Below are 23,024 nucleotides of genomic sequence, written 5' to 3'. Positions count from 1 at the left end.
GCCGGCGCCGTCTCAGTACTGCGCCTTCCCTGCCGCAATGCCAGGCTGAATGCCGGCTCGCGCCCCCACGGCGCCGGGACGGGCGCTGTGCCGCAGCCAGCCGTAAAGTTCGGCATTACGCCGGAACCCCATCTTGCGCATAACGCTCATCTTGTGATTGCTGACGGTTTTCACGCTGATGTCCAGCATCCGTGCGATTTGCGTCACTCCCATCTCCCGCGTCATGCAGCGCATGATCTCCTGTTCGCGCAGCGTCAGGCCTCGGTGCTGGCATACGCAGTTCATGCCACAACTCGGCCTGCCCGGCCATTTGCTGCGCCGCTCCAACTCGGCGTTCACCTGATACAGCGCCGATACCAGCGGCGTATCGTGGTAGACGACGCCGGCCTCCAGCGCGCAGCGGGTGCCGGCGGTGCGTTTATGCCGCCCCTCCGGTGTTCGCAACGAGAAATACAGCGTTTGGCGCCCCGCAGCCTGCGCCTCAAAGAAGTGACAAAAACAGCTTTGCACGCCGGGAGGAAAATAGCAGAACACCAGATCGGCTTCGTGAACCTGCTGCGCATCCAGTAACAGCGTGCGCTTGCCGTAAGTGCTGAAGTGCAGCGCCAGGGCCTCCTGCCAACCAGCGCTGAAGTAACGGTTTTCATCAAATAGCGCGATTTTTATCATTGTGTTCATCCCTGCCCTCCCGCCGTGTCGGCTTCCCGTTTAACCGCCTTGGCACCCTTTGCCGGTGCCTGGCTGTTGTCGATGCGTAATTCATAAACCATGGTGGCGTTGGGCGGCACCTTCGGCGGATAGCCGGTTTCGCCGTAGGCCAGCGCCGGCGGCACGACCATCGTCAGCGAACCGTGGTTATGCAGATGGCTTATCGCCTCCCGAAACAGCGGCGGATATTCGGACAGCGGTTGCGACAGCACCTTGCCGCTCAGTTCCATATCCTGGATCACCGTGCCGTCGGTCAGTTTCTCCTTCACCACCACATCGACCACCGCCGTTGGCGCCAACGCCCCCTCCCCGGCGTAATCCACCCGATACCAGAAGCCCATCGCCGACGGCTTAACGCCCTTTTGTTGACGGAACTGCGCCAGGTAATCTTCGTCACGCCGCCGCTGTTCGTTAACGCGTTTCTCACGCGCGGCCACGGCGGCGGCATCCGCCTGCGCCGTCAGCGCATTCAGTTCATCCGGCGGCAGCTGCAAACGCCCCGACACGCTATCGATGACGCCCGCCAACAGGCTGTCGCGATCCACCGGTACGCCCCAGCTTTGACGCTCCGCCACTACCCCCCGAATGTCGCGCCCCAGCGCACTGCCCGCCGCGTAGGACAAACGCTTGCGTTCATCCTTCAACTGCTCCGGCGTCATCTCCCATTGCAGCCGCTGATGCAGCGCCAACAGCGCCTCGCGCGCCTGCTGGGTCGCCTTCTGCTCAGCGGCTCGCTTCTGCTCACTCGCTTCCAACGCGGCGCGCAGAGCGTGCAGCGCCTCCTGGTGCTCGCGCTGGCGTTGTGCAAGCGTCTGTGCCGATGCCTGCGCGGCGGACTCCAGCTCGCTGGCGCGCCGTTCGGCCTGCATCGCCGCCGCTTTGGTTTTGGCGATTTCCTGCGTCGCCTGACGCAGCAGCGCCTCGGCGCGCTGGGCATCGGGCGAACCGCGCCAGGCGGCGCCCAGCCCGGCGATCCACTGCTGCAGCGTTGACGAATCAGGCAACGTCGCGACGGGTGGCGCCGCTTTCTCCGCCCGCAGCGCGGCAAGTTCCTGGCGCAACATCGTCAGTTCCATTCGCTGGCGCGCCAGCTGTTGGTCACGCGCCAATAATGCCTGGCTCAGCGTAAAAGCTTTGGCCGGTGAAGCCGGCTGGTGGGTGTCCGACGGGCGCTTCGCCGGCTCACGCTTTTTTTGCCCCGACGCATGGTCGGCGGGCGCCGCGTTTTCGCTCTTCGGCCCGGTGCTCTGCCGTTGATACTGCTCGGCAAACTGCAGCAGCGCAGGCACGCCGTCGTCCGCCTGCGCAACGCCGGTGAACAGCAGAGCGACACAGCCGAACAGACGCAGCCTCATTTAACCTGCTCTCCGCGATCCGCCAGCCCGGTCAACACCGCCTGATTCACCCCGGCGCACAGATAGTTGACCTTGTAGCGATACAGCGCATCCACCGTCTCCTGCGTGTCGCCGTTTACCCGCGCGCGCAGATTGGCGTACTGCGAAGCGCCGCTCATCAGGCTGTCGAAGGCCTGTTTATAGCGCTGATACTGCTTCTCGTTGATGGTGCGCAATGCACCCAGTTGCTGCTGGCACTGCTGCAGCTGCTCGGCCTCACGCTGCTTGCGCAAAGCCTCTTCTGACGGCGCTTGCACAGCCTGATTTTGGGGGTTCACGGCGGGTTTGCCCGATTTTTGGTTTTGACAGGCGGCGGCGCTCAACGCCAACAGGCACAGCAGGCCCATGCGCAGGGCGCGATTGAGGGGCTTTATCATCATTGCGTTTTTTGTCCTTGTAGACGCTTATTCGTATTCCAGCGTAAAAGTGGCCACCGCGCTGAAGGTGCCGCGGCCGATGGTCTTCGTTTGGATAGCCTCCGGCTCCCCCTGCACATAGGCCTGCAGCGTGAGCGTGGTGTTGCCGGCATTCAGGCGGAATTTATCGCTGGCGCGATTGAGCGGCAGCGCCTTGCCGCTGCTGTCCTCCAACCCGATGCCGATCCCCGAGGCCAGGCTGCCGGCATCCAGCGCCAGCAGGCCGGGCAGTTTGGCGTTCTCGGTGCCGGTAAACGTAATGGCCACCGTATTGCCCAGGCTGAGATCGCACTCGGTCAGGTGCAACGCGAAGGTTTGGCTATGGGTGCGGGTGTTCAGATACAGGTATTTGTCGACGATGGTGCCGAAATCCAGTTGGATATCCTCATCTCCCGGCTGAATGACGCACGGCTCGGCCACCAGCGTCCCGTGAAAGCGCATGTTTTCCGCCGCGTCCGCCGGCTGCGCCATCATGCCGGCCACCATGACCATGCCTGCCCCCAACAGCGCGCTCCGGCGCCGGTTCGTCTCTGTCGCGCGCATGACGCCACTCCCTTTGGTTAGGCTTGCGCCGGCTCGGCGCAAGCGGCGTATTAGTCGTAATAAAGGCGGAAATCGATCGCCGCACGGTAGGCGCCGGCGCTCAGCGTCGCCGGGGTGCGCACCGGCGTCACCGTATACGTCAGGGTGTTTTGCCCCGGCGTCAGCAAGATCGGTTTGTTACGCGCGCCGAGGCGCACCGGCAGGCCGCTGGCATCCGCCAACTGCAGCCCCAAGCCGGTAACGCCGGCGACCCTGACCAGGCTCGGCGCATCGTCATCCGCCGGCGCGGCAAACGCCATGGACACCGCAGGCTGGCTGCCGCTCCAGGCCAGCACCCCGGTCCAGGCGTCGCGGTTACTCGCCGGCGCCCGCAGGCAGTCTTTCAGCGTCAGCTCGAACGCCACCGGCGTGCCGCGATCGCCCGGGCGCTGGAAGTGCGCCGTCCCCGTCTCCCCCAGCCACACTTCCTGACGCGCGGTGGTCATTTCCAGACTGCAGGCGCTTTCCGTCAACGCGCCGTAGACGTGGAGCGTGCCGTTCGCGCCCTCCACCTCCCAGTTGTCCACCGCGCGGGCCGGTGGCATCAGCACCAGCATCGTGCCCGCCGTCAGCGGCACCATCAGCGCGGCCAACACCGTCAGGCCGATAGTGCGTCGCTGATGACGTTCATAGGCTTTTCCCAACAGCATGGGGATCTTTCGTTGCATGATTCGTTCACTCCGCTGTGTTCACTCTGTCTTCCCTGCTGGCGCGCGGCTCGTCATTTGGCGACCGGCACGACCTGGCAGGCATTGCCGGCGCAGCGGAAGTTCAACTGCGGCCGCCCACCGTAATCGTTGATGTACGCCAGCGACGGCCCGTTGCCGAGGCTCGCGGCGGAGACGTTCAGCGGGGCGCTGGCCTTCGGCGCCACCATCAGCGGTTCAAAGCCCGCCGCCCCTTTCCCGCCCTTGCCGGCGCTCGCCTCAACGATCGTCACGTAATACGGGGTCGGGTTGTTCACTACGTACTTGTCGCCCTGCCGGGTCAGCGTCAGCTGCTCCTGCCACGGTGCGGCATTCTTTTTCGGGGCGAGCGCCGCCGGGCGATAAAACATTTTGATGCGCGTCTGCAGCGCTATCTGCAGCGTGTTCGGCTTATTGCTGCGCGGCGGGATCTCGCGCAGGTTGAAGTAATACAGCGTCTCCCTGTCCTGCGGCAGCTGACGCGCCGCCGGCAGCGACTGGATCTTCACCTGGCTCGGTTTGCCCGGTTCCACCCGTTGCACCGGCGGCAGCACGGTGAAAGGGCTTTGGATCTTGTTGCCGCGATCGTCTTCGATCCATCCCTGCGCCAGATACGGCAACTGTTTGTTCTGGTTACTGATGTTGAGACTGACCGTTTTCAGGTCGCCGTCGAAAATCACGCGCGTGCGATCCAGCGCGATGGCCGCATGAGCGGGCAGGCTGACCGCGCCGATCGTCAACGCGGCGGCGAGCGGGCCCACAAGGAAAACGGTCTTTCTGGTCATAGTCAGATTCATCATGTCTTCACGGTTCCAGTCGGCCGGAAGCGGACGAGCCCGCCCCGGCGGTTTAGCGGCGGAGCGCACTCCGCCGGGTGTATGTCAGTTGGCGTCGGCCACCGGCTTATCGCCGGCAAGAGGACGGCAAGGCAGCAGCAACGTGTTCATCAACATTTCGGCCGGCAGCGGCGCCGGCAGCTGGATTTCACACTGCGCCGCGCCGTTCCAGTGCACGCTCATGCGCTCGCCGGGATTGAGGCCGGACAGGTAAACGCTGCCGCCGTCATTGATGATGCCGGTCTCCTGTTTGCGGGCATTCAGCACCGTGGCGCCGAACGGCGGCTCGCTGCCGTCCGCCAGCTTGACGATCGCCATCGCCTTCTCGCCGGCAATCACCTCAAACTTGCGGTAGCCGATGGCCCCCTCGGTCAACGTGGCCTGCACCACCGAACGCGTCGCCTCGACGTTGTCGCTCAGGCTGTTGAGATCGATACTGGCCTTGTTGCGGTAGTAGCTGTTTACATCCGCCACCACCGCCTTGCCGTAACGGTTGGTCAGCACCGTACTGCCGTAGCCACGCACCGGCACACCGGCGACGCCTTCGGTATCGAGCAGCAAACGCGTGCCACCCGGCGTATTGACGCGGTGCAGCACCGCCCCTTCCGCCGCCATTGTCAGGCCGCCCTGCGCGCCGATACCGACGGCGCTGTAGCGGCCGGCCTGGTAGCTGGCGTTGGCGTTGATCTGCGCCATATCGCCCTGATGGCTGTAATAACCGCTGGCCGTCGCTCCGCTGCGTGCGGCGCCGGCGCTGATCTGATAGTTGTTGTGTTCATCGACCCGGTTGTAGTACCCGACCCGGTGGGCGTTCTCTTCGCGATCGAGCGTCATGTTGTAACTGAGCGTGCCCGCGCTGCCCCAGGGCAGCGACAGCGACAGATACATCCCGTCGTCGTTGCGCTCGTTGTAACGGTTGCGATAGGCCGACAGCGACACGCTGACGTTCTTGAAATCGCCGATGTCGAAGTAGCGCGACACCATCAGGTTGTAACGATCGTTCGGTGCCCGATCCCAGTAGGTTTGGTGGCTGTAGTTGAGATAAGTGCTCAGCCCCAGATCGCGGAACTGTTTGTTGAAGGTGATGGTGTACATCTCCTTGCTCTTGCCGCTGCGCCCCCCTTCGTAACGCGCATCCAGGTAGTCCCCCATGCTCATGAAGTCTTCCTGAGAGAAGCGGTAACCGGCGAAGGTGACCTGGCTGTCGTATTCATCGAAGTTCTTCGAATAGCTCAGCCGGTACGAACCGCCGGTCAACGTGCCATCCTGCGGCAAACGCGCACGCGACTGCGTGGCATCGAACGACAACGCCCCCAGCGCCATCAGATCGCGCCCGATCCCCAGCGACAGCGCGTTGTAATCGCCGCCGGCGATGCCCCCGCCGTACAGCGACCAGCCGTTGCTGATCCCCCAGGAGAACTCGCCGGTGCCGAACATCGGCCCGCGCAGATGGTGCCCCCACTCCGACGGCTTGCCCGTTGCCAGCTTGTAACGCACCGTACCCGGCCGCGTCAGATAAGGGATGTTGGCGGTGTTCATCTTGAACTCCTGCACGCTGCCGTCCTGCTCTTCGACGCGCACGTCCAGCTCGCCGGAAACCGCATCGTTGATGTCCTGAATGCGGAACGGCCCCGCCGCCACCTGCGTTTCATACAGCACGCGCCCCTGCTGGCTGACCACCACCTTGGCGTTGGTTTTCGCCACGCCGGTCACTTCCGGCGCATAGCCGCGCAGGTTGGGCGGCAACATGCTGTCGTCGGATCGCAGACTGACACCGGTAAAGCGCAGGCTGTCGAAAATGTCGGAGTTCAGGTAATCCTCACCCATTGTCAGCCGCGAACGCAGCGCCGGGATCGCCCGGTAGGCGTAATAGCGGCTCCAGTCGAACTGTTTATCGGTCGGCTGAGAAGAGCCGGTCTGATGGTTGAGGTTGGCCTGCCAGTCGGCGCGCAGACGCCAGGCACCCAGGTTGGCGCCGCCGGTGCCGTTGCCGCTCAGGCTGTAACTGCTGCCGCCCTTCTGATGTTTTTGCGTTTGGGCGTTGACGTTATAGTCAAACAGCAGCCCAGGAATACCATCATCCCAGCGCGAAGGCGGGTCCCAGTTTTCCGAGCTGTATTCCAGATAGGCCTGAGGAATGTTGAGATACAGCGAAGAGCTGGCAAGATCGCCGCGGGCTTCCATCCCCGCCAGGCTGGAGGCGTCAAGGCAACGGCCGCCGTGCGTCCAGTTCAGCGTGCTTAACAGTTTTTCTTTCAGCCCCAGTTGGTTGACCAACTCCGGCGAAAGACAGGCTTCGCTGCCTTTAGGATCGTTCTCGGGCGCCATAAACGTCACCGGCTGTTCCGGCAGATCGTTCTTATTGACGTGCACCACCATGGTATAAACGCCCGGCATGATGTAGCCGCTGCGCGTGAATTGGCTCAGATCGATATTTTTGCGATCGTTGATGTCCAATACGTCGGTATTGAATTGAATCACGTCGGCGGCATAGACCAACGCGATTGGATTTCCGAGAGAAAGGGCAACGCAAAGCCCCAAGGCCTGAAGACGAAATAACTTCCCTGCCGGTGAAAGCATAATAAAGTCCTTTCAATAACGAATTAACCGTCAGTACGAGAAAAAATCAAAAATAATCCAGCTTAAAACGCACTGTGGAAAAATACGCTCCCACCTTCAACGGCTGGTGATTCGGCATCAACGTCATGGAATAATTCAGCACTCGGTTCCCCGGTATTATTCCCTCCATCGGCAAAGGTTTCCCTGGAATAACCGCCGTGCCGCTGCTGTCTTTTATCTCCAATGCAACGCCGCGCGCATCGCCCTGTACGCCAAACAGAGCGCCTTCCGCATAACCATCAAACGTGACCTGAAAGAATTTCCAGTCAGGCTTGTTTTCCGGCCGTTCCAAAACGCAATTGACCAATTCGATACTGAAAGGTTTGGTCATCCCCTGGCCGTCACGAATGATCTGCCCGAGAGGAATAGTGTCCATATCGATCGTCTGATCGCGGCTGCCGGCGGCAATGGCGCAGGCGGTGTCGATAATGGCGCCGTGCATGTTGACTTTGCCCCACCCCTGCGCGGCGGAAGTTGCATGGCCGGGCGCAAACGCCAACGACGCCAAAAGAACGGCACCCGCTCGATTCCTTGGTAAAAACATCGCGACATTCCTTTGACAGGGAGATTCACCAGGCATGCGGCGAACCCCATGCCTGGTTGATTAAGCCTTCGGGCTCACTTACTGATAAGCCAGGGTGAAATCGGCTACGGCAGTGAAATCACCCGGAACGATGGCGGCGGAAGCGCCTTCGCCCTGCAGGTAGGCGGCGAAATGCAGGGTGTTGTTGCCGGTATTCAGGGTCTGCGCGGTAGTCGCTTCACCCAGTTTGATCGGCTGGCCATTGTAAGAGATGGCTACGCCGGCGCCGCTGGCGGTGCCCGCGATACCCAACAGATCCTTGTCGGTGGACGATGCGACGCCGCTGAAGGTGGTTTTAACGGTTTTCAGCGTGGTGATGTCGCACTGCTCCAGTTTGATCTCAAACGGACGCGGGTTGGATTTGCCGCCGTTTTTCAACGCCACGTTGGAAACCTGGCCCAGATCTACGGTCTGATCGATCGACTCGGGCGCAATAGAGCATGGCGCATCAATAATAGAGCCCGTGAAGGTGACCTTACCGTGTCCCTGATCGGCTGCCTGTGCAAAAGAACTTGCGCCAAATGCAATCACTGCAGCCATCATGATTTTGTTAAGTTTCATAGAACCTATATTCCTTATAAGAAAAAATGCATATTCCAATCAAGAAAAAGAGCAACAGGAAACCTGCTCGCGCTTATATGTGCGCAGCCCTGATTCTTTAGCATCTTGCTGGTTGGTTAACTGCCAAAACCCAAAGGCATCGACAATAAATACGTCGATAACGGCAAGTCTGCAGCGGCCCACCCATTAATGAATCCGTCATATAAAAATAAACGAAATCACAACAAGCAGAGGCCAATACTTTCTAATCCGTCCTTCTTGTCCGGCGATGAATATTCTGGCAAATGCCTCTCGGCAAAAAAAGGCTTTTTTTGATCAAGGCGAACATTCGCAATTTATTTCCTAATTGAAGTTAATTTACTGTTATTTTTAGCCTCATAGATCGTAAAAGATGCTTTTATAGAGCAATATCCTGTTTTTCTTGGATTCCCAAGTAATCAGATCGCAAAGTGGCGCTTTGTGAATATAATAAACCAAAATTTTAGGTTTCAGCGTGACGCCACCCCTGCCTAAGCACAGGTAAAAACGGGGCGGGCAACGCCTTTTTTTTCAATCCTGATAAATAGATAGGAATTTTCTTTGTTCGCGTTTTACCTCGTTGTTGGTAGGCAGCGAAAGTTTGTTTTTTCTTAGGAATACGGCAATCGGAATACAGAGGAAGTGCTATGGAAGCGTTATCTCCGAAACAAAAGGAAATACGGCAATTGCAGCACGATCTGCTGCAAACATTATTCGCGCAGTCGCCCCGTAAGTGCCCTATCGGCGGGTTGCCGCCACAGCAGCAATGGCTATCGACGCGGCAACTGGCCAATGCCGTCAACGTCGGTGTTTACCGGGCGCGGCGGCTTTTGCTGGATCTTGTCTCCCGGAAAAAAGTGATTGTGACGGACGGCTCTATCAACAACTCATTGAGGTGGTATCCCACCGCGTTGCTGAACGGTGATAACGACGGCATCTCCAACAGCGATGCCCCTCACTCCCCTTTAACGGAATAAATATGGCCAGCCGGCCTGATTGGCAATATTTCATTGCGGAGTAACGCCGCACACTATTTATATATATTGGGATATTATCGTGAGAAAAACAGCCCTGCTATTTTTACGTTGCTGCCTGGCATTATCTTTCTTCATGCTGATTGGCAACGCCAACGCGTTTACCTGCCGCACGTCCGATGGCGGACTGATTCCACCCGGGGGCTCGACCACGCCGGTTGACGTCCGGGTACGCATCGGGCCACAGCTTTCTTATGGCAAAAACGAAATCGTCAACGTCAGCCAGGTCACCTGTAAAAACGACGTCGCGAGCTGGTATGACTATCTCAAAACCGACAGCCCGGCGCTGTCGATGAACAGTGCGATTTTTGGCGCCATCGGCAGCGGCACCACCATCAACGGCAGCGATTACAACTCCCCGGTGCCATCAGGCATCAGCGTACTCAGCCTTACCGGCCTGCAAACCCAGTCGGTCGCCATCCGGGTCTATATCGTGTTGAACCGTTTCCCAACGCCGGACATCAAGGTGAACAAGGGCGACGTCATCGGCCAAATCAACTTTATTCAGACCAACGATCAGCCGGGTTGCCCACAGTGCGGCGTTTATCGCTGGCGCCTGATCGCCGACAACGACGCCTACTTCGTCACCACCAGTTGCACCATCAACAACGGCCAGCAGATTAACGTCGACTTCGGCCAGATCCGTCAGGACTTTCTGACCCAGAGCGCCAATGATGCCCAGATAAAACAGGACAAAGCGCTCAGCTACCAATGCGACGACCAGAGCGCGACGCAGGATATTCTGATCCGCATGGTCAGCGATGCCAGCGGCTTCTCCAGCGACTTTATCAAGACCACCAATCCTAACGTCGGCGTGGCGATGATGTACAACGGCGCGGTGGTGAAGCCGAACAACGCCTTCAGAACGCGCATCGTCAACGGCCAGGGCAACGATACCGTGACCTTTGTACCGGTAAAGAACAATGTCCCTTACACCAGCATCGCCACCGGCCCGCTGTCGGGTTCGGCCACGCTGATCTTCAGCGCACCTTGAGACGGGAGCCAGAATGAACATGACGAGTAAAACGCGCTGCGCTTTGCTGTGGGCGCTGAGCCTGATTAGCGCCGCGGCTCAGGCCGCCGACCAGGGCACCAAGGTCAACATCACCGCCACCGTGGTGGCGCCTCCGCCTTGCGTGATCAACGACGGGCGCACCATCGATATCGACTTCGGCAAGGTCGGCATCAAACGCATCGACGGCAATCGCTATATGCAACGCATCGATTACAGCATCAAATGCGAGTTTCTGGATAACAGCCGCCAGCTGAAAATGAAGATCATGGGCAGCGCGGCGGCCTTCGACGGCAGCGTGTTAACCAGCAGCGTCAATGGATTGGGCATCAAACTGTTGGCCAACGGTAAGGCCTTCGCCATCAATACGCCGCTGAACATCGACTACGCCAATCCGCCGACGCTTGATGCGGTGCCGGTGAAAAACAGCGCCGTCACCCTGGCGGAAGGCGATTTCACCAGCGGCGCCACCATGCTGGTGGACTACTTTTAATCACCGCCCCCAAAAAATCGCGAAAAAAAAGCCGCAACCTCTCAGTTGCGGCCAGGTCGAGGATCGTGCGCCCGGGGCGCGCTCCTCACATCAGGGTATTCAGCCGAAGATCCCGCCGAACCACTGGCTCAGCTTCATCATCACCATATCCCAGATGCGGCTGAAGAAGTTGCCCTCTTTCACCTCTTGCATCACCACCAGCGGGTGCTGTTCGATGGTCTTGCCGTCCAGCTGGAAATCGATGGTGCCGACCACCTGGTTTTTCGCCAGCGGCGCTTCCAGCGTCGGCTGGGTCAGCTTGTAGCTGGCCTTCAGGTTTTTCATCTGCCCTTTCGGAATGGTGACCGAGGCGTCTTTCGCCACGCCGAGCGGCACTTCGCTGACGTCGCCGAACCACACTTTCTGGGTGACGAACGGCTTATCGGCCTTGATCGGCGTCGCGGTTTCATAGAAGCGGAAGCCCCAGGTCAGCAGCTTTTCGCTTTCGCTAAAGCGCACGCGATCGCTCGGCGCGCCCAGCACCACCGAGATCAGGCGCATCGGGCCGTCGGTGGCCGACGCCACCAGGTTGTGGCCGGCGCCGCTGGTGTAACCGGTCTTGATGCCGTCGACGTTCAGGTTGCTGCTCCACAGCAGGCGGTTACGGTTAATCTGGCGGATCTTGTTAAAGGTGAACTCTTTCTCTTTATGCAGCGCGTATTCGTCCGGCACGTCGCGGATCAGCGCCTGGCTCAGCAGCGCCATGTCGCGCGCGGTGCTGTACTGCCCTTCCGCATCCAGGCCGTGCACCGTCAGGAAGTGGGTGTTCTGCAGCCCCAGGGATTTGGCGTAGTTGTTCATCAGGCCGACGAACGAATCCTGGCTGCCCGCCACGTAGTCAGCCAGCGCGATGCTGGCGTCGTTGCCCGACTGGATCACGATGCCCTTATTCAGCTCCAGTACCGGCACCTGATCGCCCGGCTTGATGAACATCAGCGAAGAACCGCGCAGCGCCGGGTTACCGGGCGCCCAGGCGTCTTTGCCGACGGTGACCAGGTCTTCCGGCTTGATCTTGCCGGCCTTGATCGCCTGGCCGATCACGTAGCTGGACATGATCTTGGTCAGGCTGGCGGGATCGAGACGGGTGTCGGCATTGCCTTCGGTCAGCACCTTGCCGCTGTTGTAATCCATCAGAATGTAGGCCTTGGCGTCTACCTGCGGCGGCGCCGGCGGCTCGGCCGCGTGCACGGCCGGGGCGGCCAGCAACAGGATGCCTACGCTGAAGGTCAGTTTTTTCAGGGAAGTGGATAAGTTTTTTTTCATCATGACGTCGCCAGAGTGTCCATTCAAACCATTGAAATAGCGTTAACTTTCAAACATGTTCACGTTTTAAGCCAACCAGCGAGAGTGGCCCGGTGCGCGCGTGCCGGCCGCAACCCCCTGCGGCGCCCATAGCGGGTAACGCAACGCACCGAAAATGCCCTTGCTGTGAGTTTATGTGATTTATCTTATTTTTGCAGGGTTTAGCGTGAATTTTCAGCATTTTTACATAACTGTACGCAGGCCCCCGCTTATCGTTCAAAAAAGCATCGCGACGCACATTTTTGCACCCACCCACGGCTACACGGCCAAGCATCTGCACCGCTAAACATCTGCGCATCTATACGTCTAAAAAAGATTAATATATTCCATAATGGCATATAGAACCGTTATTTGTTCTTTTTAAAGCGCTTATCCTCAGCGCTATCATCCATATAACGACTTTTATACCGAATAATCCTGGAGATGAGTCATGGCGATCCCCCATTCCGTCATCGAGATGATTGGCAATACCCCGATGCTGGAACTGACCCGGTTCGATACCGGCCCGTGCCGGCTGTTCGTCAAGCTGGAGAATCAAAACCCCGGCGGTTCGATCAAAGACCGCGTAGCGCTGTCGATGATCGAACAGGCCGAGCGCGACGGCAAGCTGCAGCCGGGCGGCACCATCATCGAAGCCACCGCCGGCAATACCGGCCTGGGATTGGCGCTGGTGGCGGCGCTGAAAGGCTATAAGCTGCTGCTGGTGGTGCCGGACAAGATGAGCCGCGAGAAGATCTTCCACCTGCGCGCGCTGGGCGTGGAAGTGCAGCTGACCCGTTCGGACGTCGGCAAGGGGCATCCGGCTTACTATCAGGATTACGCCAAACGCCTGGCCGGGGAGATCCCCGGCGCCTTTTATATCGATCAGTTCAACAACCCGGCCAACCCGGCGGCCCATACCACCACCACCGCCCCCGAGCTGTGGCGGCAGATGGAGCAGGACGTGGACGCTATCGTGGTTGGCGTCGGCTCCGGCGGCACGCTGGGCGGGCTGAGCCGCTATTTCGCCGAGGTTTCGCCGCAGACGGAATTCGTGCTGGCCGACCCTGCGGGTTCAATACTGGCGGACTATCTCGACAACGGTCACATCGGCGAAGCGGGCAGTTGGCTGGTGGAAGGCATCGGCGAAGACTTCGTCCCGCCGCTCAGCGACTTTGACCAGGTTCGCAACGCTTACCGCATCGGCGACGCAGAAGCCTTCACCACCGCGCGCGATCTGCTGCGCAAGGAAGGCGTGCTGGCGGGATCGTCCACCGGCACCCTGCTGGCCGCCGCGCTGCGTTACTGCCGCGCACAGACCGAACCCAAGCGGGTAGTGACCTTTGTCTGCGACAGCGGCAACAAATACCTGTCTAAAATGTATAACGACCACTGGATGCTGGAACAGGGCCTGTTGAGCAAACCGCAGCACGGCGATCTGCGCGATCTGATCGCCTACCGCCACGACGAAGGCGCGGCCGTTTCTGCCGCGCCGGACGACACGTTGGCGATTGTGCACGCCCGCATGCGGCTGTACGACATCTCGCAGCTGCCGGTGCTGGAAGGCGATCGGGTGGTCGGCCTGATCGATGAGTGGGATCTGCTGAACGCCGTCCAGGCCGACGCCGCCCACTTCAGCCTGTCGGCCGGCAGCGCAATGACCAAGCGGGTCCATACGCTGCAAAAAGAAGCCGGCTACGAAGAATTGCAGGCCACCTTCAACCATGGCCACGTCGCGGTGGTGCTCGACGGCGAGCGCTTCCTCGGCCTGATTACCCGCACAGACGTGCTTAACGCCTGGCGCCAAAAATTACGTTAATAAGGACCCATTATGGCCAAGTTTGATACGTTGACCGTTCACGCCGGTTACACCCCGGACGCCACCGGCGCCGTGATGCCGGCGATTTACGCCACCTCCACCTACGCCCAACCGGCGCCGGGCGAGCATACCGGCTACGAATACTCCCGCAGCGCCAACCCGACGCGCACCGCGCTGGAAAGTGCCATCGCCGAACTGGAAGGCGGTAGCCGCGGCTACGCCTTCGCCTCCGGCCTGGCGGCCTGCTCCACGGTGCTGGAGCTGCTCGATAAGGACAGCCACCTGGTAGCGGTAGACGATCTGTACGGCGGCACCTATCGCCTGCTGGAAAAGGTGCGCAGCCGCACCGCCGGCCTGCGCGTCACCTACGTGTCACCGGCGGATCTCGCCGGGCTGGAACAGGCTATCGAGCCGGATACCAAAATGATCTGGGTAGAGACCCCGACCAACCCGCTGCTGAAGCTGGCGGATCTGAGCGCCATCGCCGCGATCGCTAAAAAGCATCAGCTTATCAGCGTGGCGGACAATACTTTCGCTTCGCCGTATCTGCAGCGCCCGCTGGATCTGGGCTTTGACGTGGTGGTGCACTCCGCCACCAAATACCTCAACGGCCACTCCGACGTGGTGGCCGGCGTCGCGGCGGTGGGGGATAACCCGGCGCTGGCGGAACAGCTCGGTTTCCTGCAAAACGCGGTCGGTGGCATTCTCGATCCGTTCAGCAGCTTCCTGACGCTGCGCGGCATTCGCACCCTGGCACTGCGCATGCAGCGCCACAGCGACAGCGCACTGCGCATCGCCCAGTGGCTGGAGAGCCAGCCGCAGGTGGAAAACGTCTACTATCCCGGCCTGCCTAGCCATCCGCAGCACGCGCTGGCGGCGCGCCAGATGACGCGCTTCGGCGGCATGATCTCGGTGCGGCTGAAAGGCGACGATGCCTATGCGCGCCGGGTCATCCAGCGCTCGCGCCTGTTCACCCTGGCGGAAAGCCTGGGCGGCGTGGAAAGCCTGATCAGCCAGCCGTTCAGCATGACGCACGCCTCCATTCCGCTGGAACAGCGCCTGGCAACCGGCATCACGCCGCAGCTGGTGCGCCTGTCGGTGGGGATTGAGGATGTGGAAGATCTGATCGCCGATCTGCAGCAGGCACTGGCGGAATAATCGCCCGCATCAAGCGCCATCAGCCCGGCCGGCGCGCCGGGCTTTTTTGTGCCCGCTATTCAGACGCCGATGACGTCCCGATAAAAGCGCTGCGCCACATCGGGGTGGGAACGGATGCGGCCTTTCAGGTAGTTATACCCCACGTCGCGCAGCAGCGGGTTGAGCGGATCGCTGGCCGGGCCGCGCGCCTGCGCCGCCAGCGGCGGCGGCAGTTGATACAACGGCACCACCGCGTCCAAGCGCGCGCCGAGGAAAAAAGCGATCGACAGCCTGTCGCGCCCCGCCGGCGGCGTTTCCACCCGGTGCACCGTGGCGCGCAGGTAGCCGTTGGTCGCCAGCTCCAGCAGCTCGCCGATGTTCACCACGAAGGTGTCTTCACGCGGCTGGGCGTCAATCCACCGCCCTTCGCTCACCTCCACCTGCAGCCCTTTTTGTGCGTCCTGCAGCAGGAAGCTGAGAAAGCCGGAGTCCTTGTGCGCGCCGACGCCCTGTGCGCTGCCGGTAGCGTCCCGCCCCGGGTAGCGAATCAGTTTGATGTGCTCGTTGGGCTTCTCGCCGTACAAGCGATCGAAAGCCTGCTCCGGCAGCGACAGCGCCAAAGCGAAAGCGCGCAGCAGCCGCAGCGACATGGCGGTCATCGCCTGTTGCCACTGCAGCAGCAGCGGTTTCAGCGTCGGCAGCGCCGCCGGCCACTGGTTTGGCCCCTGCAGACGCGCCCAGCGCGGGGTGTCGTCAGACAGCGTCAGCGCCGGGCGTTCGGCGCCGATATCGAACTGCTCACGCCAGTCCGGCTGGCCACGCGTCAGCTCCGCCGCTGCCCGGTTGTAGCCGCGAAAGTGCGGCGAATGCACCATCTGCACCGCCAATTTGTCGGCTTCCGGCAGCGCGAAAAATTGCCGCGCGCCCTGCTGCAGCCGCGCATTCAGCGCACTGTCCACGCCGTGCCCGCGCAGATAGAAAAAGCCGACGTCGCGGGCGGCCGCGCGCAGATCGTCGAGAAAGGCGCGCCGCTGACGCGCATCGCCGTCAAGCTGCGAAAGATCCAGCAGCGGCAGCGTCTTCAGCGTCGTCAGATGCGTCATCATGCGGTTCCTCTTCTTCCCCAATCACGATCGGGCTGCCATACAGGCGAATAATCAACATTGTCACTCCCTACCGGGTAGCTGCATTTGCTCCATAGTTATCACCGCGCTCGCCGGGGCGGCCAATATTGTTGCGTTCTAAGTTATGCAAACGTTCAACAAACTGTCGCAAAACCGTCATCAATGTTTCTTATGCTCTGCGCAATTTCGCCGACGCCGCTGGCTGGCGATGGGCGCTATCCGCTATCCTGTAAACGACCTCATACCCTGCCTGCCGGAGAAATACTGATGGACTTAGCCTTATTCGACCTGGATGAAACCCTGATTGACGATGACAGCGCCAGCCTGTGGATCCGCTGGCTGGTCGGCCAGGGCTTCGCGCCGGCGGAGCTGGAGTTGCAGGAGCAGCAGCTGATGCAGCTCTATTATCAGGGCAAGCTGTCGATGGAGGACTACATGCAGGCCACGCTGGCGCCGCTGGCCGGCCTGAGCGTGCAAACCGTGGCCGGCTGGGTGCAACGCTACATTCGCCGCGATATCCTGCCGCGCGTCTACCCCGCCGCCCGTGAGCGCCTGCAGTGGCACCGCGAGCGCGGCGACTGCATCCTGGTGATCTCCGCCACCGGCGAGCACCTGGTGGCGCCGATCGCCGAACAGCTCGGCGCCGACGATGCGCTGGCGATCGGCGTGGAAATCAGCGACGGCCGCTTCACCGGCAACACCTACGGCACCATGACCTACCAACAGGGCAAGGTGATCCGCCTGCAGCACTGGCTGGCGCAGCATCCGCACCTGAAGTTCGAGCACAGCCACGGCTACAGCGACTCCCTCAACGATAAGGCGATGCTGCAATTCGTCGACAGCGCCACGGTGATCAACCCCGACAGCGAACTGAGCGCGCTGGCGGCGGAGCACGGCTGGGAAGTGTGCCGCTGGGAACGCTGAGCGGCAGGCAAAAAGTGCCCTATGGTGTGACAAAAAGCGCATTGTGGCGTAGGTATTAAGGGTCTTTAATCCGCTAACGGAGTTATCCCATGCTGACCATTTGGGGTCGTGAGAATTCGAACAACGTCAGGAAGGTGCTGTGGTGCGCCGCCGAACTGGGGCTGAGCTATACCCACATCAACGCCGGCGGCGCGTTCGGCAAGGTGAACGAAGAGAGCTACCGCGCGCTGAACCCGAACGGCCTGGTGCCGCTGCTGCAGGACGATGACTTCGTGCTGTGGGAATCCAACACCATCGTGCGCTATCTGGCGGCGAAATTCGGCGACGCGACGTTCTATCCGCAAGATCTGCAGGCACGCGCCGCCGCCGAGAAGTGGATGGACTGGACCACCTCGACCATCGTCCCGGCCTTCACCATCGTCTTTTGGGGCCTGATCCGCACCGCGCCGGAATTGCGCGACATGGCGAAAATAGAAGCGGCGATCGCCACGCTGGAAAAACACTTCGACGTCATTGAACAGGCGCTGGCACATCAGCCTTACCTCTCCGGCGACGCGTTCGGCTTCGGAGATATTCCGCTCGGCAGCTTCGCCTACGCCTGGTTCGAAATGCCGATCGCCCGCCACCCGCGGCCGAACATGGAGCGCTGGTATCAGCAACTGCGCGCTCGCCCGGCCTATCAGCGCGGCGTGATGAGCGAACTCACCTGATCGCTGTGGGGCGTTACGACGCCCCCACTTTCAGCAGCTTGCCGTCCCGCTCGTCCGTCAGCAGATACAGGTAGCCATCCGGCCCGCTGCGTACCTCGCGAATGCGCTCGCCGCGATCGCCCAGCAACCGCTCTTCCGCCACCACCTTGTCGCCTTCCAGCGTCAGGCGAATCAGCTCCTTTTGCGCCAGCGCGCCGATGAACAGCGAGTGCCGCCAGGCGGGGAAGCGCTGCCCGTCATAGAACGCCATGCCGCTGAGGCCGGGCGAAACCCGCCAATAGTGCAGCGGCTGTTCGGTGTCGGGCACCCGTTCCCCTTTGGCCTCGGGGATCGGCTGGCCGGAATAGTTGATGCCGTAGGTGGCCAGCGGCCAGCCGTAGTTTTTACCCGGCAGCGGGAGGTTGAGCTCATCGCCGCCGCGCGGGCCGTGCTCGTGTTCCCAGATCGCGCCGCTCCACGGGTTCAGCGCCAGCCCTTGCGGATTGCGGTGGCCATAAGACCAAACCTCCGGCCGTTTGCCGGCCTGGCCGACCCAGGGGTTATTCGGCGGCACCGCGCCTTCGGCGGTCAGCCGCACCAGCTTGCCCTGCAGCTTGTCGGTCTCCTGCGCCGTCGGCCGCTGGTTGTTTTCGCCCAGCGCGATAAACAGGTAACCCTGACGATCGAACGCCATCTTGCCGCCGAAGTGATTGCCGACCGACAGCTTGGGCAGCTGGCGGAAGATCACCTTGAAGTTTTCCAGCCGCGCGCCGTCGTCGCTCAAACGGCCGTAGCCGACCGCCGTGCCGGCTTTGCCGCTCTCGCCCGGTTCGGCGAAGCTGAGGTACACCCGGCGGCTGGCGGCGAAGTCAGGGGCCGGCAACACCTCCAGCAGGCCGCCCTGCCCCTCGGCGTAAACCTGCGGCACGCCGGCGATCGGCGGCGACAGGCCTTTGCCCTGCTGCCACAGCCGCAGCCGGCCGGGCCGTTCGGTGATAAGCAAGCCTTGTTCCGCCGGCAAGAAGGCCAGCGACCACGGGTGTTCCAGGCCGTCCTGCAGTTGGCTGACCGTCGGCGCGGCGTGCAGCAGGCCGCTGCACAGCAGCAAACCGGCCAGTAAAGTCAATCGGGGCATGGCATCCTCCTGGAGGTGAAATGACCCGTTTAGTGTAGCCCACTCAGCGGGCGCGGTCGTTTGCATTACATTTCAACAGGTTGCCTTTTGGCCGCAGTGTGCTTAAGTTAACCCATCACCCAGGAGGAAAAATGGACATTACCGTTACCGACGCGATTGACGAACACACCCTCGATGCGATCAGGCAAGGCCTGCGCGCTTACAACCTGCCGCATATCGACGCCCGTCACCGCAAGCCGCTCAGCGTCTATGCGCGCGACGAGGCCGGTACGGTGATCGGCGGGCTGACCGCCGAAACCTGGGGCAACTGGCTGAGCGTCGAATGGCTGTGGGTGGCGGATTCCCAGCGCGGCAGCGGCCTCGGCGGCCGGTTGATGCGCGCCGCCGAACGCGAGGCGCAGGCGCGCGGCTGCCGCTACGCTCGCCTGGATACCTTCAGCTTCCAGGCGCGGCCGTTCTACGAAAAGCTCGGCTATCGGCTGCAAATGACGCTGAAAGAGTATCCGGTAGAACATGAGTGTTATTTTCTTACCAAAACCCTGACTGATTAATGGATGGACGGATGGACAGCAAAAGCATGGTGGTGAACTGTGTGGCGTACAAAGCCGGCCAACGGCTGGGCGAAGTGACCATCGACGATATCAGCGAGGTGGTCAAACAGCCGGATACCTTCATCTGGCTGGGGCTGCGGCAGCCGGAGCCGGCGTTTATGCGCAAGGTGCAGGAAGAGTTCGGCCTGCACGATCTGGCGATCGAAGACGCGCTGTGCGCGCACCAGCGGCCGAAGCTGGAAACCTACGGCGACTCGCTGTTCATCGTGGTGAAAACCGCGCAGTGGGGCGAGAACGACGAAATCGAATACGGCGAAACCCATTTCTTCGTCGGCAAAAACTTTCTGGTGACGGTGCGCCACGGCGCCTCGCCCAGCTACGCGCCGATCCGCGCCAAGGCGGAGGAGAACCGCAAGCAGATGTGCCGCGGGCCAGGCTTCGCCCTCTATTCGGTGTTGGACTTCGTGGTGGACAACTACCGCAGCGTGGTGACGCGCTTCGAGAGCACCATCGAGAATATCGAAGCCAACATGTTTCAGTCGGAGTTCGATCAGGCGGCGATCGAGAACGTCTATACCCTGCGCCGCCACCTGTTGGCGCTGCGCAACGCCGCGTTGCCGATGGATGAAATCTGCAACCAGCTGATCCGCCTGCACGAAGAGGTGATCCCGAAAGAGCTGCGCGCCTATGTGCGTGATGTGCAGGATCACGCGCATCAGGTGGTCAGCAATATCGACGACATGCGCGAAATGCTGACCAACGCCATGCACGTCAACCTGGCGTTGGTGACGGTCAAACAGAACGAAGTGGTGAAACGGCTGGCGGGCTGGGGGGCGATTTTGGCCATCCCGACGGTGATCTTCAGCCTGTACGGCATGAACTTCGCCGACATGCCGGAACTGAAGTTCCCGTGGGCCTACCACGCCACGCTGGGGGTGACCGCCGTCGGCTGCATTTTCCTGTATCAGAAGCTGAAGAAATCGGGCTGGCTGTAAGCGCCAAAACGACGGGTTTTCCCGCCGGCAAAAAACCTCTGCGGAGCGGCCCGCCGCGTCAATACAGCATCGGCCGCCGATCGCGATGCACGTGATTGTGGCGGCCGATGTGCTTGTTATCGGCCGAGCCGATATCCATCGATGCCAGCACCATGCCTTCGCCTGCCAGGCTCTGCGTCAATGGATAGCCGTCGGCGTCGACGATCACCGATCCGCCGATCCACGCAACGCCGCGCTCCGTTTCGCAACGATCGCACACCGCAATGAACAGCCGATTGACGGCGGCGTTGGCCTGCGCCTTCACCATCTCCGCCGGCCGTTCGCCCTGCGGGCGCGGCGCCAGTGGCCAGTTGACCGGCGCGCACAGCAGCTGAGCGCCGGCCAGCGCCGGTAGCCGTACCCACTCAGGGAATTCGAGATCGTAACAGATTATCATCGCCAACCGGCCGAAGCGGGTCTCGATGACCGGCGGCGGCCGATCACCGGCGGTAAAGATGGTGCTCTCTTCGTGCCACAGGTGCGCTTTGCGATAAATCGCCCTCACCCCCTGCGCATCGATCAATGCCGCGCTGTTGGCCACCTCGCCATCGGGCAGGCGCTCGCAGAAACCGGCGACGATCGCCACATCCAACTCGCGCGCCAGGGCTCCCCACAGGCTGAGGCTAGGCCCGTCTTCAGCCTCGGCCAACGCCCGCGCCTCCGCCTTATCGCGCAGCACGTAGCCGCTGTTCACCAACTCCGGCAGCACGATAACGTTGGCGCCGCGCTGCGCCGCCCGGCGGATAGCCTGGGCGGACAGCGCCCGATTATGTTCCGCTTCCCCGACCCGCAACGCTAACTGGCAGCATGCGACGCTGATTTTTTCCTTCACTCCCAATCTCCTTACGACCGCCGTTAAACCCATTCGGGAGCCGTGCGCCCCGCCCTCCAGTAAAGCAGCAAAGGCGCCGCGATAAAAGCTCAGTGCGTTTCAGCGCTCGGTTTGGGTCTGCAGCTGCGCTGCCGGGCGGCTCAACAGGCTGCCCAGCACGAAGGCGACGCCGCCGCCCAGCAGGCCGCCGTAGATTGGGCTGTTGGCGTCGATGCCGTGCCAGACCATCAGCCCCACCACGCACAGGCTGCCGGTCAGCATGCTGGCGATGGCGCCGGCGCTGGTGGCGCGCGGCCAGAAGATCGCCCCCACCAGCGGGATCAGCATGCCGCCCACCAACAGGTTGTAAGCCAGGGTCAGCGCCGCCAGCACGTCGCGCACCACGAATGCCAGCCCCAGCATGACCGCGCCCATGAGGAGCGTGGTGAAGCGCCCGGCGGCCAACCCGCCGGAAGGTTTGCGCCGGATGGCCGGCAATACGTCCTCCAGCGCGATGGTGGAAGAGGCTAGCAGGCAGGCGCTGGCGGTGGACATCAGCGCCGCCAACGCCGCGGCGGCCACCAGCCCGCTGACGCCGACCGGCAACACCGCCTGCGCGATAGCGGCGAAGGCGCCGTCGGTGTTGCTGAGCGACGGCAGCACGATCTTGCCGGCCATGCCGATCAGCGCGCCGGTCACGCCGTACAGCACGCAGTAGACGCCCGCCCCCAGCCCGGCGAAGCGCGCCACGTTGGCGCTGCGGGCGGTAAACACCCGCTGCCAGATGTCCTGGCCGATCAGAATGCCGAAGAAGTAGATCAGGAAGAACACCAGAATGGTGTCCAGCCCGATCGACGACAGCTGGTAGTAACCGGCGGGCAGCAGGCTGGTAAACGCCTCCCAGCCGCCGGCCTTGACGATGCTCATCGGCATCAGCACCAGCATCATGCCGACGGTCATGATGATGAACTGAATGATGTCGGTCAGCGTCAGCGACCACATGCCCCCCAGCGTCGAATACAGCACCACCAGCCCGCCGCCGAGCAGGATAGACGCGCTGAACGACAGGCCGAACATCACCTGCATCACGCTGCCGATGGCGATGATCGAAGTCACCGCCACCATCAGATCATACGCCAGCATGATCGCGCCGCTGGTAACCCGCGCCGCCGGATGATAGCGCCGCGACAACACCTGGCTGACGGTATACAGCTTCAGCTTGAGCAGCGGCTTGGCCAGCACCAGGCTCAACACCACGATGCCCAGCCCCAGCGCGCCGCACAGCCAGACGCCGGAGATGCCGTAGGTGTAGCCGAGCTTGACGCTGCCGATGGTCGACGCGCCGCCGAGCACCACCGCCGACAGCGTGCCCAGATACAGCCCCGGCCCCAGGTTGCGCCCGGCGACCAGATACGCCTCTTTGGAATTGGCGCGGCGAATGCCCATCCACCCCACCGCGCCTATCACCAGAAAGTAAAACACCACGACCAGCAGATCGAGATTCATGGGTACCTCCACTCCGTTGTTATTGTTATCAG

Annotated in this window: 23 protein-coding genes; 9 read left to right on the top strand and 14 right to left on the bottom strand. The window is 61.5% G+C overall.

Annotation, left to right across the window (positions count from 1 at the left end; genetic code table 11):
• Nucleotides 1-12: 12 nt before the first annotated feature.
• The 9 genes from ACJ8HH_RS03915 to ACJ8HH_RS03875 all read right to left on the bottom strand — a co-directional run bounded on the left by ACJ8HH_RS03915 (nucleotide 13) and on the right by ACJ8HH_RS03875 (nucleotide 8,385).
• Nucleotides 13-678, bottom strand: coding sequence for a response regulator transcription factor (locus tag ACJ8HH_RS03915; protein ID WP_060451432.1), 666 nt, complete (start codon nucleotides 676-678; stop codon nucleotides 13-15).
• Nucleotides 675-2,063, bottom strand: a complete 1,389-nt coding sequence (locus ACJ8HH_RS03910; protein ID WP_060451431.1) for an FKBP-type peptidyl-prolyl cis-trans isomerase N-terminal domain-containing protein — start codon at nucleotides 2,061-2,063, stop codon at nucleotides 675-677. The genes ACJ8HH_RS03915 and ACJ8HH_RS03910 overlap by 4 nt, the downstream gene beginning before the upstream one ends.
• The gene (locus ACJ8HH_RS03905) at nucleotides 2,060-2,482 is read right to left on the bottom strand and encodes a hypothetical protein (protein WP_033646697.1); all 423 of its coding nucleotides are present in this window, start codon (nucleotides 2,480-2,482) and stop codon (nucleotides 2,060-2,062) included. The genes ACJ8HH_RS03910 and ACJ8HH_RS03905 overlap by 4 nt, the downstream gene beginning before the upstream one ends.
• 24 nt (nucleotides 2,483-2,506) lie before the next feature.
• The gene (locus ACJ8HH_RS03900; protein ID WP_033646700.1) at nucleotides 2,507-3,061 is read right to left on the bottom strand and encodes a fimbrial protein; all 555 of its coding nucleotides are present in this window, start codon (nucleotides 3,059-3,061) and stop codon (nucleotides 2,507-2,509) included.
• A 50-nt stretch (nucleotides 3,062-3,111) separates the two neighbouring features.
• Entirely contained in the window at nucleotides 3,112-3,750 is a 639-nt protein-coding gene (locus ACJ8HH_RS03895) for a fimbrial protein (RefSeq protein WP_442520237.1), read from the bottom strand.
• Nucleotides 3,751-3,821: 71 nt separating this feature from the next.
• Nucleotides 3,822-4,586, bottom strand: a complete 765-nt coding sequence (locus ACJ8HH_RS03890; RefSeq protein ID WP_048321394.1) for a fimbria/pilus periplasmic chaperone — start codon at nucleotides 4,584-4,586, stop codon at nucleotides 3,822-3,824.
• An 81-nt stretch (nucleotides 4,587-4,667) separates the two neighbouring features.
• The gene (locus ACJ8HH_RS03885) at nucleotides 4,668-7,202 is read right to left on the bottom strand and encodes an outer membrane usher protein (RefSeq protein WP_072265064.1); all 2,535 of its coding nucleotides are present in this window, start codon (nucleotides 7,200-7,202) and stop codon (nucleotides 4,668-4,670) included.
• A gap of 46 nt (nucleotides 7,203-7,248) precedes the next feature.
• Complete coding sequence (locus tag ACJ8HH_RS03880) at nucleotides 7,249-7,785, bottom strand: fimbrial protein (protein ID WP_033646708.1); 537 nt, start codon at nucleotides 7,783-7,785, stop codon at nucleotides 7,249-7,251.
• A gap of 78 nt (nucleotides 7,786-7,863) precedes the next feature.
• Nucleotides 7,864-8,385 (bottom strand): fimbrial protein, encoded by a 522-nt coding sequence (locus ACJ8HH_RS03875; protein ID WP_025302212.1) that lies wholly within the window; start codon nucleotides 8,383-8,385, stop codon nucleotides 7,864-7,866.
• A 665-nt stretch (nucleotides 8,386-9,050) separates the two neighbouring features.
• On the opposite strand from ACJ8HH_RS03875, the gene ACJ8HH_RS03870 reads away from it, so the two are divergent.
• The 3 genes from ACJ8HH_RS03870 to ACJ8HH_RS03860 all read left to right on the top strand — a co-directional run bounded on the left by ACJ8HH_RS03870 (nucleotide 9,051) and on the right by ACJ8HH_RS03860 (nucleotide 10,942).
• Complete coding sequence (locus tag ACJ8HH_RS03870) at nucleotides 9,051-9,380, top strand: hypothetical protein (RefSeq protein ID WP_033646709.1); 330 nt, start codon at nucleotides 9,051-9,053, stop codon at nucleotides 9,378-9,380.
• A gap of 133 nt (nucleotides 9,381-9,513) precedes the next feature.
• Entirely contained in the window at nucleotides 9,514-10,431 is a 918-nt protein-coding gene (locus ACJ8HH_RS03865) for a fimbrial protein (protein WP_071883788.1), read from the top strand.
• Nucleotides 10,432-10,450: 19 nt separating this feature from the next.
• Nucleotides 10,451-10,942, top strand: a complete 492-nt coding sequence (locus ACJ8HH_RS03860) for a fimbrial protein (RefSeq protein ID WP_223181936.1) — start codon at nucleotides 10,451-10,453, stop codon at nucleotides 10,940-10,942.
• Nucleotides 10,943-11,041: 99 nt separating this feature from the next.
• Here the strand turns inward: ACJ8HH_RS03860 and ACJ8HH_RS03855 are convergent, their stop codons facing one another.
• On the bottom strand, nucleotides 11,042-12,247 hold the full coding sequence (locus tag ACJ8HH_RS03855) for a serine hydrolase (protein WP_038881127.1): 1,206 nt from the start codon (nucleotides 12,245-12,247) through the stop codon (nucleotides 11,042-11,044).
• Between the two features lie 466 nt (nucleotides 12,248-12,713).
• Here ACJ8HH_RS03855 and ACJ8HH_RS03850 point away from each other — a divergent pair, with 466 nt between their 5' ends.
• The gene (locus ACJ8HH_RS03850; RefSeq protein WP_033646711.1) at nucleotides 12,714-14,081 is read left to right on the top strand and encodes a pyridoxal-phosphate dependent enzyme; all 1,368 of its coding nucleotides are present in this window, start codon (nucleotides 12,714-12,716) and stop codon (nucleotides 14,079-14,081) included.
• 12 nt (nucleotides 14,082-14,093) lie between these two features.
• Nucleotides 14,094-15,239, top strand: coding sequence for a trans-sulfuration enzyme family protein (locus tag ACJ8HH_RS03845; protein ID WP_033646713.1), 1,146 nt, complete (start codon nucleotides 14,094-14,096; stop codon nucleotides 15,237-15,239).
• Between the two features lie 59 nt (nucleotides 15,240-15,298).
• Here ACJ8HH_RS03845 and ACJ8HH_RS03840 read toward each other — a convergent pair whose 3' ends face one another.
• Nucleotides 15,299-16,321 carry an isopenicillin N synthase family dioxygenase gene (locus ACJ8HH_RS03840; RefSeq protein WP_033646714.1) on the bottom strand — a complete coding sequence of 341 codons (1,023 nt, stop codon included), beginning with the start codon at nucleotides 16,319-16,321 and terminating at the stop codon, nucleotides 15,299-15,301.
• Between the two features lie 288 nt (nucleotides 16,322-16,609).
• Here ACJ8HH_RS03840 and ACJ8HH_RS03835 point away from each other — a divergent pair, with 288 nt between their 5' ends.
• Both ACJ8HH_RS03835 and ACJ8HH_RS03830 read left to right on the top strand, forming a co-directional pair.
• Nucleotides 16,610-17,266, top strand: coding sequence for an HAD family hydrolase (locus ACJ8HH_RS03835; RefSeq protein WP_060387493.1), 657 nt, complete (start codon nucleotides 16,610-16,612; stop codon nucleotides 17,264-17,266).
• 89 nt (nucleotides 17,267-17,355) lie between these two features.
• A complete protein-coding gene (locus tag ACJ8HH_RS03830; protein ID WP_033646718.1) occupies nucleotides 17,356-17,976 on the top strand; it encodes a glutathione S-transferase family protein in 621 nt (206 codons plus the stop codon).
• A gap of 13 nt (nucleotides 17,977-17,989) precedes the next feature.
• Here ACJ8HH_RS03830 and ACJ8HH_RS03825 read toward each other — a convergent pair whose 3' ends face one another.
• Complete coding sequence (locus ACJ8HH_RS03825; protein ID WP_033646720.1) at nucleotides 17,990-19,090, bottom strand: PQQ-dependent sugar dehydrogenase; 1,101 nt, start codon at nucleotides 19,088-19,090, stop codon at nucleotides 17,990-17,992.
• A gap of 131 nt (nucleotides 19,091-19,221) precedes the next feature.
• On the opposite strand from ACJ8HH_RS03825, the gene ACJ8HH_RS03820 reads away from it, so the two are divergent.
• Both ACJ8HH_RS03820 and corA read left to right on the top strand, forming a co-directional pair.
• The gene (locus ACJ8HH_RS03820) at nucleotides 19,222-19,641 is read left to right on the top strand and encodes a GNAT family N-acetyltransferase (protein WP_033646721.1); all 420 of its coding nucleotides are present in this window, start codon (nucleotides 19,222-19,224) and stop codon (nucleotides 19,639-19,641) included.
• Between the two features lie 11 nt (nucleotides 19,642-19,652).
• Nucleotides 19,653-20,636: a magnesium/cobalt transporter CorA gene (gene corA, locus ACJ8HH_RS03815; RefSeq protein ID WP_033637778.1), complete on the top strand. Its 984-nt coding sequence runs from the start codon at nucleotides 19,653-19,655 to the stop codon at nucleotides 20,634-20,636.
• A gap of 58 nt (nucleotides 20,637-20,694) precedes the next feature.
• Here corA and ACJ8HH_RS03810 read toward each other — a convergent pair whose 3' ends face one another.
• On the bottom strand, nucleotides 20,695-21,507 hold the full coding sequence (locus tag ACJ8HH_RS03810; RefSeq protein WP_230298425.1) for a nitrilase-related carbon-nitrogen hydrolase: 813 nt from the start codon (nucleotides 21,505-21,507) through the stop codon (nucleotides 20,695-20,697).
• 99 nt (nucleotides 21,508-21,606) lie between these two features.
• Nucleotides 21,607-22,992 (bottom strand): sodium:solute symporter, encoded by a 1,386-nt coding sequence (locus ACJ8HH_RS03805; RefSeq protein WP_033646725.1) that lies wholly within the window; start codon nucleotides 22,990-22,992, stop codon nucleotides 21,607-21,609.
• Nucleotides 22,993-23,024: the final 32 nt, after the last annotated feature.

The organism is Serratia sp. CY32780, assembly GCF_052169135.1.
GTDB lineage: Bacteria > Pseudomonadota > Gammaproteobacteria > Enterobacterales > Enterobacteriaceae > Serratia > Serratia sarumanii.
This window is presented reverse-complemented; position numbering and strand designations above follow the sequence as displayed.